4 protein-coding genes and 2 pseudogenes are annotated in these 8,099 nt (G+C 70.5%); 4 read left to right on the top strand and 2 right to left on the bottom strand.

The features are described from left to right. Together QHF83_RS52245 and QHF83_RS52240 are read right to left on the bottom strand one after the other, a co-directional pair. Positions 1-422, bottom strand: a pseudogene (locus QHF83_RS52245) (hypothetical protein); the annotation flags it as partial. A gap of 115 nt (positions 423-537) precedes the next feature. Next, a complete protein-coding gene (locus QHF83_RS52240; RefSeq protein WP_282425684.1) occupies positions 538-2,187 on the bottom strand; it encodes a HEAT repeat domain-containing protein in 1,650 nt (549 codons plus the stop codon). 218 nt (positions 2,188-2,405) lie between these two features. On the opposite strand from QHF83_RS52240, the gene QHF83_RS52235 reads away from it, so the two are divergent. The 4 genes and pseudogenes from QHF83_RS52235 to QHF83_RS52220 all read left to right on the top strand — a co-directional run. Then, positions 2,406-5,696, top strand: a complete 3,291-nt coding sequence (locus QHF83_RS52235; protein WP_282425683.1) for a DNA translocase FtsK 4TM domain-containing protein — start codon at positions 2,406-2,408, stop codon at positions 5,694-5,696. 24 nt (positions 5,697-5,720) lie between these two features. Next, positions 5,721-6,089 carry a hypothetical protein gene (locus tag QHF83_RS52230; RefSeq protein ID WP_282425682.1) on the top strand — a complete coding sequence of 123 codons (369 nt, stop codon included), beginning with the start codon at positions 5,721-5,723 and terminating at the stop codon, positions 6,087-6,089. A 313-nt stretch (positions 6,090-6,402) separates the two neighbouring features. Continuing rightward, positions 6,403-7,377, top strand: coding sequence for a PQQ-binding-like beta-propeller repeat protein (locus tag QHF83_RS52225; RefSeq protein ID WP_282425681.1), 975 nt, complete (start codon positions 6,403-6,405; stop codon positions 7,375-7,377). A gap of 13 nt (positions 7,378-7,390) precedes the next feature. Beyond that, positions 7,391-8,099: pseudogene (locus QHF83_RS52220) on the top strand (hypothetical protein); the annotation flags it as partial.

Here is an 8,099-nt window from a genome sequence, read left to right as displayed (position 1 = left end):
GGCGCGGGCGGGGCGCCGAGCATGGGCGGCGGCGCGGGCGGCTGCGTCGGGGCGCCGACCATGGGCGGCGGCGCGGGCGGCATGCCGGCGCCGATCGGGGCCGAGCTGTACGCTGCGGGCATCGAGACGCCGGTGGTGGGGCCCGGGGCGGGCGGATACCCGGGCGGCGGCGACGGAGGCGGCGCGGGGATCCCCGGCGTCGACATCGGGCTGCCGCTTCCGGGGGCCGACTCGTTGCGGACCGCGCCGGGGAACGGTGTACGCGGGCTGTAGCTACGCTGCCGCGCGTACTGCTTCATCGACTCGTTGATGAGGTAGTCGATCGAGCACTCCAGCTCGCGTGCCATCTGTTCGAACGTCTCCCAGAGGACGTCGCGGCACTGGAATGTCCTTGCGCTCTTCTTGTTCGGATCCGCGCTCATTTTTCCCTAATCGTCGTCGATGGTTCCGAGCCGTGCTGAGGATCCGGCAAGCCCGATCCTCCGAGACCTGTACGGCACGCTCTGCGATTGCTGCTCGCGGGGCGTGCGGTGCCGCTCATTTCTTTTGCTCCTTGGAAGCTTCGGGTTTGCGCTCCTTCATCGCCGGCACGACGCAGTGGCGGACGAACTCGCCGATCGTCTTGATCTCTTTCTGCTCGCGCTCCTGGCTGCCCTCTTTGGGGACATCGCAGACCCATTTGCAGTCCGGGTCGCTGTCGCACTTCGGGGCCCTGCTCTCGTCGGACTCGAGCGAGGACAGGGCGGAGACGTCCGCCGAGGTTCCGTACGTGAAATAATACGCGATCGCGCTCGTGCGCGCTGCGGGTGATCCAGGGCCGAAGTATTTCTTCAGCGCGTCGAGGGGCGTGCCCTCCTTCAACTCGCCCAGATATGCGCCATACGTGAGCGCCTCGCCGAGGGCGAAGTTTTTGTCGTCCGGGAGCTTCCCGAGGAACTCGCCCACGTCCTTGACCGTCGACATCTTGAGCACCGTCGTCGCGGCGGCGCGGCGCACCTTCCACTTGTCGGTCTTGAACAGGGCGTAGAGCTTCTCGACCACCGCCTCGCGGGGCAGCTCGCCGATGCGGCGGAAGGCTTGATCCAGGACCACGTCGGGCGCGTCGCTGCCCGCGATCTCGAGGATCCGCTTGACGTCGTCGGCGTTGTCCTTCTTGAGGTGCCCCTCGAGCGCGGCGAGCGCGGTTTGCCTTCGTTTCTCGCTCTGATCCTTGCGCGCCGCGAAGCCGAGCAGGTGGTCGACCACGGGCCGCTGGCCGACCCTGCGCATCGAGGCGAAGACCTTGATGAGCTCGTCGTCCTGGAGCGTCTCGATCTGCTTCTTGAACTGCTCCTCGGTCGGCGTGAGCTTCTGCGCCGCGTTCGAGTCCTTGAGCTCGGGCGTGCGCACCTTCGTCCAGTCGTCCGAGAGGATCCACTTGGCGACCTCGACGAGCGCCGCGGACGCGCCTTCCTTCGTCTTCGCGTCGCCGAGCTCCGCCACGAGCGAGGCCATCGAGTCGAGCTTGCGCGCGTCCTTCGTCATGAGCTTCGGCAGCCCCACGACCGCTTCCGCCCCGATCACGCGCAGGAGCTGCTCCATCCCGTAGGCCTGGCCGCGCGCTTCGAGGCGGCGTTCGAAGTCCGCCATCGCCCACTCCACGAGCGCGCCGCGGAGCGTCTGCTTCAGGCCTTCGTCCGTGATGAGCGGCGGCTTGTCCGCCACGAGCATGGCGTAGGCCGCGTCCTTGTACGGGAACGATCCGTCCGCGGGCGCCGGCTGTCCCGGCTGTGCGACGGGCGGCGGGCGCTTCAGCTCGACGATGATCGACGAGACGAGTTGCGACACGATCGGCGCCTGAACCTCGGCGCGCAGGCCCGAGAGCACCTCGACGAGGCTGCCTTTGCAGGCCTCGTTCTCCGGCGGATTCTCGCCGTCGATCTGGGTGAAGGCGAGACGCCTGCCGGATCGCGGCTTCATGCGGATCAGCGCGAGCGCGCTCTCGACGCGGAGCGAGGTGTCGTACTTGTCGTACAGGAGCACGGCGCAGAGCTTTTTCGGGCCGTGGGCCGTGTTCTCCCAGCGGTGGATGTCGTTGTCGTCGACACGGCAACCGCTCACCGCGAGCCCCATGCCCAAGGCCACGAGGCACGTCGCGAGAACCCTCGCGGTCTTGGGTCGCGGCCCTGCTCCATCAACGCTTCGCATGCTGTCCTTGGGAATGGCGGCGATGGTACCGCTCGGGGCGTCCCAGGCTCAAAGAATTTCGGGTCCTTAACAAAGGCCTGACCTCGCCGCGCCGCGCCGAAGAGGGGGATCCTCTGTGCCCCCGACCACGAACCCGGTGCGTCCCGCCGGCTTCGCCACCAGGGACTTGCATAGAGGGAAGAGTGGGAATATGTAGGCAAGGTAGGTTCAGGTAGGCCATGACCGTTCCCCTCTTCGCTCCGCGTCGTGTGCAGACCGCCCCGGGTCCCGGTGAAACTGTTTCGTCGCCCACGAAAAAGACGCGTGGGGGCGGAGGCCGGGGGGGCGAGGGCGAGGGTGCGTCCGCGGCGACGGCCGCGCCGACGCGCCACACGTATGCGCGGGAGGCGGCGGCGCTCGTGCTGCTCGCGTCCGCGCTCTACACGTCGCTCGCGCTGGCTTCGTTCCGAGGAGATCCACTGCGGCCAGAGGTCGTGGGCCCGGACTGGGTCGGGCCCGTGGGCGCGGCGTTCGCGGGATTCGCGGCGAGCACGGTGGGCGTCGTCGCGTGGGCGCTGCCGCTCGAGCTCGTGGCGCTGTCGGCGCCGCTGCTCGGGGGCAAGCCGTCGCGCGCGAGCGTGTCGCGGTTCGGCGGCGACATCGTGGTCATCGTGATCCTGGCCGCGCTCGCGCACGTGGCCTTTCCGGTGGCGACGTCGTTCGGCGCGATGCCGCTCGGCGGCGCGGTGGGCGAGCTCTTCGGCGAGGTGATGCGATCGCTGTTCTCGGCGATCGGCTCGTACATCATCGGCCTGACGGTGGTGTCGTTGATCCTGGTCCAGCGCGCGACGTTCTCGTTCATCGAGCTCGTGCTGCGGATGCAGAAGACGCTGGAGACGGCCGGCGAGAAGGGCGCGTTCGGGCTCAAGGCGCTCGCGTCGGCGTGGCAGAAGGCGCGCGAGATCGAGCGCGCGAGCACGAAGGACGAGAAGGCCGAGCGCGCCGGCGACGCGAAGATCGTGGCGACGCCCGCGGCGGACGCGATCATCGCGGCGCTGACGGCCGGCGACGACGGAGACGAGATCAAGAAGGACGCGACGCCCGACGCGATGAACGTGGTGATCGCGAAGGGCGCGTCGGACCCGGCGCTGCCGGTCGCGTGGAACGACGGCGGCGTGATCGCGAGCGCGCTCGTCGAGGCGGATGCGCCGAAGCCGCAGCAGCGGAAGCGGCGCGCGCAGGCGGCGAAGCCTGCGGCCGAAACGGAGACGAAGGAGAACGCGGCGGCGGCGCCGGTGATCGTGACGAACACGGCGGCAGCGGAGGCGGAGGTCGAGCGGTCGATCACGCCGGCTGCATCGGCGGCGCCTGCGCCTCTTGCGATCACGCCTGCTGTATCGGCTGCGCCTGCTGCGATCGCTCCTGCCCCGATCGCGTCTGCGGAGCGTGCACCTGCGCCCGCGGAGCGTGCACCTGCACCCGCGCCGATCACGACGACCGTCAAGGAATCGACGGGCCCCGCGATCTTCGCGCCGCCCGCGGATCCCGTGGCGATCGTCGCCGTCTCGGACATGGCCGCGGGAGACGCGTTCTTCGACGCCGCCGTCACGCCGACGCCGCCCGCGGCTCCGCCGAAGGCACAAGCGCCCAAGCCGACGACCACGAAGCCTCGCGCGATCGAGCCGAAGGCGAAGCCGCTGCCGCCGCCTCCGCCGCCCACGCCCACGCCCGAGCCTGCGGTCGTGAACGAGGTCGACGACGAAGAGGACGAAACGGACGACGAGGACGAGCGCGACTTCGAGCGCGAAGCACAGGTGGGCGAGGACGAACCGGAGGAGGCGATCGACGAGAGCCCGATCGCGCCCGTGAAGGTCGAGCCGCCGAAGCCCATCGCCAAGCCCGTGACGCCTGCGCCCGCGCCCGCGCCCGCCGCGCCCGTTGCACCTCGAGCGATCGCGCCCGCGCCCGAGAAGCCGAGCGCGCCCGAGGTCGTGAAGGTCGTGCCCGCCGTCGGCAAGGGCTTCCGCTTGCCCACGACGGACATGCTCGAACCGCCCTCGCCTGGCGACAAGTTCGCCATCGACGAAGAGCAGCTCCGCGACAACGCCGCGCTCCTCGAGAAGACGCTCGCGGACTACGGCGTGAGCGGCAAGGTCGAGGAGATCCACCCGGGCCCGACCGTCACCACGTTCGAGGTCGCGCCGGCGGCGGGCACGAAGGTCTCGAAGGTCGCGAGCCTCGCCGACGACCTCGCGCTCGGCCTCTCGCGCAAGGTGCGCATCATCGCGCCGATCCCGGGCAAGAACCGCATCGGCTTCGAGCTGCCGAACGAGCGGCGCATGCCCGTGTCGCTGCGCGAGCTCGTCGAGGATCGACGCTTCCAGGAGATGAAGGCGCCGCTGCCTTGTGTCCTCGGCCGCGACATCATCGGCGCGCCGTACTTCGCCGACCTCGCGTCCATGCCGCACGTGATCGTCGCGGGCGCGACGGGCGCGGGCAAGAGCGTCGGCCTCAACGTCATGCTCGTCAGCCTGCTCTTCCGCAAGACGCCGGACGAGCTCCGCATGCTCATGATCGATCCGAAGGTCGTCGAGCTCGCGCCCTTCGATCGCATCCCGCACATGCTGCTTCCGGTCGTGACGGACATGAAGCAGGCGGCGAACGCGCTCAAGTGGGCCGTCGACGAGATGGAGCGTCGTTACCAGCTCTTCGCGAACGCGGGCACGAAGAACATCGGCACCTACAACGCGTGGGTCGAGAAGGTGGCGCGCGGCGAGGCGAAGCCCCCGCGTCCGCCGAAGAAGGTCGCCGCGATCTCGGCCGAGGGGCTCGAGGTCGAGGTCGATGCCGCGAAGGACGGAACCGACGTGGCCTTGCCGGAGAAGATTCCGTACATCGTGATCGTCGTCGACGAGTTCGCCGACCTCATGATGCAGCAGGGCAAGGACGTGGAGGCCAGCGTCGCGCGGCTCGCGCAGAAGGCGCGCGCGGCGGGCATGCACGTCATCCTCGCGACGCAGCGGCCGAGCGTCGACGTGATCACGGGCATGATCAAGGCGAACTTCCCGACGCGCATCGCGTTCCGCGTGGCGCAGAAGGTCGACAGCCGCACGATCCTCGACGAGCAGGGCGCCGAGCACCTGCTCGGCCGCGGCGACATGCTCGTGAAGATGAACGGCGCGACCGACACGCGCCGCGTGCAGTGCCCCTTCGCGAGCGAGGAGGAAGTGCAGCGGGTCACGGACTTCCTGCGCCTCCAGGGCGAACCGGTCTACGACGAGGCGATCCTCAAGCCGCGCGACGAGGAGGGCCAGGAGGCCGACACGAATGATGCCGAGAACGATCCGATGTACGACGCTGCCGTAAGGATCGTGGCCGAGACGCGGCGCTGCTCGACCTCGTGGATCCAGCGCAAGCTCGGGGTTGGCTACAACCGTGCGGCAAAAATCGTCGAGGCCATGGAAAAGCGTGGGATCGTCGGTCCTGCGAACGGAGCGAAGGACCGGGAGGTGCTGATCGCGCCCCTCTGATCGCTATTTGTTTTCCGTCCCCGCGTGCTAGAGAAACCGCTCGAGATGGCCTGCGAAGAAGAGCGCACACGGCTCATCGGCCAGATCGCGAGCCTCCTTCGGGAAAACTCGCTGCCGCCCGCCGCGCGGGAAGCGGGGCTCACGCTGATCGCATGGCTCGCGCGGCGCATGCCCGGCGAGTCGGTTTCGCTCGCCGGAAAAGAAGAGATGATGCGTCGCTGCGTGGAGCACGGCTACACGATGAACGGCGCGCATGGCGTGAACGGCGTGAACGGCGCGGCCAAGAACGGCGCGCACGGTGCGTCGGGTCTGAACGGCGCGAGCTCGGCGAAGAGCCGCGCCGCCGAGAAGCGCAGCGGTTCGTCGCGGAGTAGCGGTCGTCGCGCGCGGTGAAGGTCAAGCCGGGGCCGCTCCTCGCGTCCGCGGCTGCAGCGACGATCTGCGCAGCCCTCTCCGCAGGACGCGCGCCGGCGTCGCTCGTGATCGCGCGCGCTCGACCGAACACGCGATCCTCGATCCCGCGCTTCGCCTCGCGGAGGCGTTCCCGCCGCCTCCGCCGCCTCCGCCGCCCGAGGTCGTGGTGCGAGGTCCTCCGAGCCGCACCTTCCGCGGTGACGCGAAACGCCGGCATCGAAGCCCTTTCCACGGCCCACGCGCGCTCCCGACCGCCACCGTCCTCCACGAGGCCAAAGCCTCCATCGCCGCGATGCCTGCCATCCTCGAAGGTGGCGATCTCCTCGTCGCGTCGCTCGACGGCTCGCTCGTGCGCCTCTCGCCCACCGGCGATCTCCGCTGGAAGCTCCATCTCGGCGATCGCATCTACACGAGCCCGCTCGTCACGGGCGATCACGCCGTCATCGGCTCCGACGCCGATCGTGTCGTCGCCGTTCGCCTCTCGGACGGCCGCATCCTCTGGCAGCTCCTCGTCGACGGGGACGCCGACACCGCGCCGGCCGAGGCGCCCGACGGATCGATCGTGATCGCCGCCGGCAGCTCGCTCTACGTGATCCGGCCGAACGGATCGCTCCGCACGCGCATCCGCTTGCAGCGCAAGATCTACGGCTCGCCCGCGATCGACGACGACGGCACGATCTACGTCGGCGCGCAGGACGATCACCTCTACGCGTTCGCGCTCTCTGGCGCGCGCGTCTTCCGCCGCGATCTCGGCGCCGACGTCGACTGCGCGCCGCTCGTCGGCGATGACGGCGCGATCTTCGTCGGCACCGACGGCGGCCATGTCTTCGCCTTCGAGAAGAGCGGCGCGCTCCGGTTTCGTGCCGACGTCGGCGGGTTCGTCCGCGGAGGGCTCTCGCTCGGCCTCGATGGAAGCGTGATCGCGGGAGTGTACGGCCCGAGACCAGGGATTGTCGCCCTGGATCCGACGAGCGGCGCCGAGCGGTTTGCCTTTCGAATACGGGAGGGCGGCCCGCGCGAGCTCGGCGTTCACGGCGGGCCCCTCGTCGACGCCGAGGGGCGCCTCTACTTCGGCGCGGCCGACGACCACGTCTACGCCCTGGATTCCCGCGGATCGCGCCTCTTTGCGGTCCCCGTGACCGGCGACGTCGACGCGCCGGTCGTCCTCGGCCCGGGCGGGGTCCTGTATGCCGGCGCAGAGGACGGTCGCCTCCACGCGATCCAAGGGGCGGCACTTCCCGCACCGACCAGAAACCGCCTGTGGTAGGGGTGGTCTGGTCATGGCCGAGCTTTCGGTGACGCTTCCCGAGGCGCGCCCCGACGACGCGGAGGATGTCGTCTGGGGGTTGTCGACTGCGAGAACGCTGTGGGCGCGTGGTGAGCGAAGAGACGCCGTCGTGTGGCTCCGTCGCGCGGCCGAGGCCGCCGAGTCCTCGGGCAACGTCTTCCGCGCCTCCGAGCTCGGGATGTACGCCCAGGAGCTCGACGACGCCCTCTCCGCCGCCGCGATGGACGCGCCGCCCGCGCCGCGCCCGCCGCTGCCGTCGTTCGACATCGAGTTCGACGCCAACACCGGCACGCCGCCGCCCGCGCACGTGAGGCCCGCGATCGTGCCGCCCGCGCCGCCGCTCCCGCCGATGGCGCCGCCGCCCGTGCCGCCGCCACAAGCGACGCCGCAACCTCCCTCCGCCGTCCCCGTCACCGCGCGGCCCCCCTCGATGGCGCCGCCGCCCCTTCCTCCGCAGAGCGCCCTGACCGCGCCGTCGCCCGGCTCCTTGCGGCCGCCGCCTCCGCCCTCGGTCTTGCCGCCCGCCGCGCCGTTCGTGATGTCTCCCTCGCCGAGCGTCCCGCCGCCGGCCGCGGCGCCGCTCCCGCCGCCCGTCTCGCCCGTGCCGCCGCCGGCCCCGGAAGGCGACCTCCTCGCGCCGCCGTCGCGCCCGCCGTCGGTGCGTCCTCCGCCGCGCTCGGTCACGCCGCCGCCGATGTCCG

The sequence above is a fragment of the Polyangium sp. 15x6 genome (genome assembly GCF_029960785.1).
In the GTDB taxonomy this organism is placed as follows: Bacteria; Myxococcota_A; Polyangia; order Polyangiales; family Polyangiaceae; genus Polyangium.
The sequence above is the reverse complement of the archived record's forward strand: the minus strand, read 5'-3'. Positions and strand labels throughout refer to the sequence as shown.

Coding starts and splice junctions, on each gene's coding strand:
- QHF83_RS52240 (WP_282425684.1), bottom strand. CDS start 2,187: ATGCGAAGCGTTGATGGAGCAGGGCCGCGACCCAAGACCGCGAGGGTT.
- QHF83_RS52235 (WP_282425683.1), top strand. CDS start 2,406: ATGACCGTTCCCCTCTTCGCTCCGCGTCGTGTGCAGACCGCCCCGGGT.
- QHF83_RS52225 (WP_282425681.1), top strand. CDS start 6,403: ATGCCTGCCATCCTCGAAGGTGGCGATCTCCTCGTCGCGTCGCTCGAC.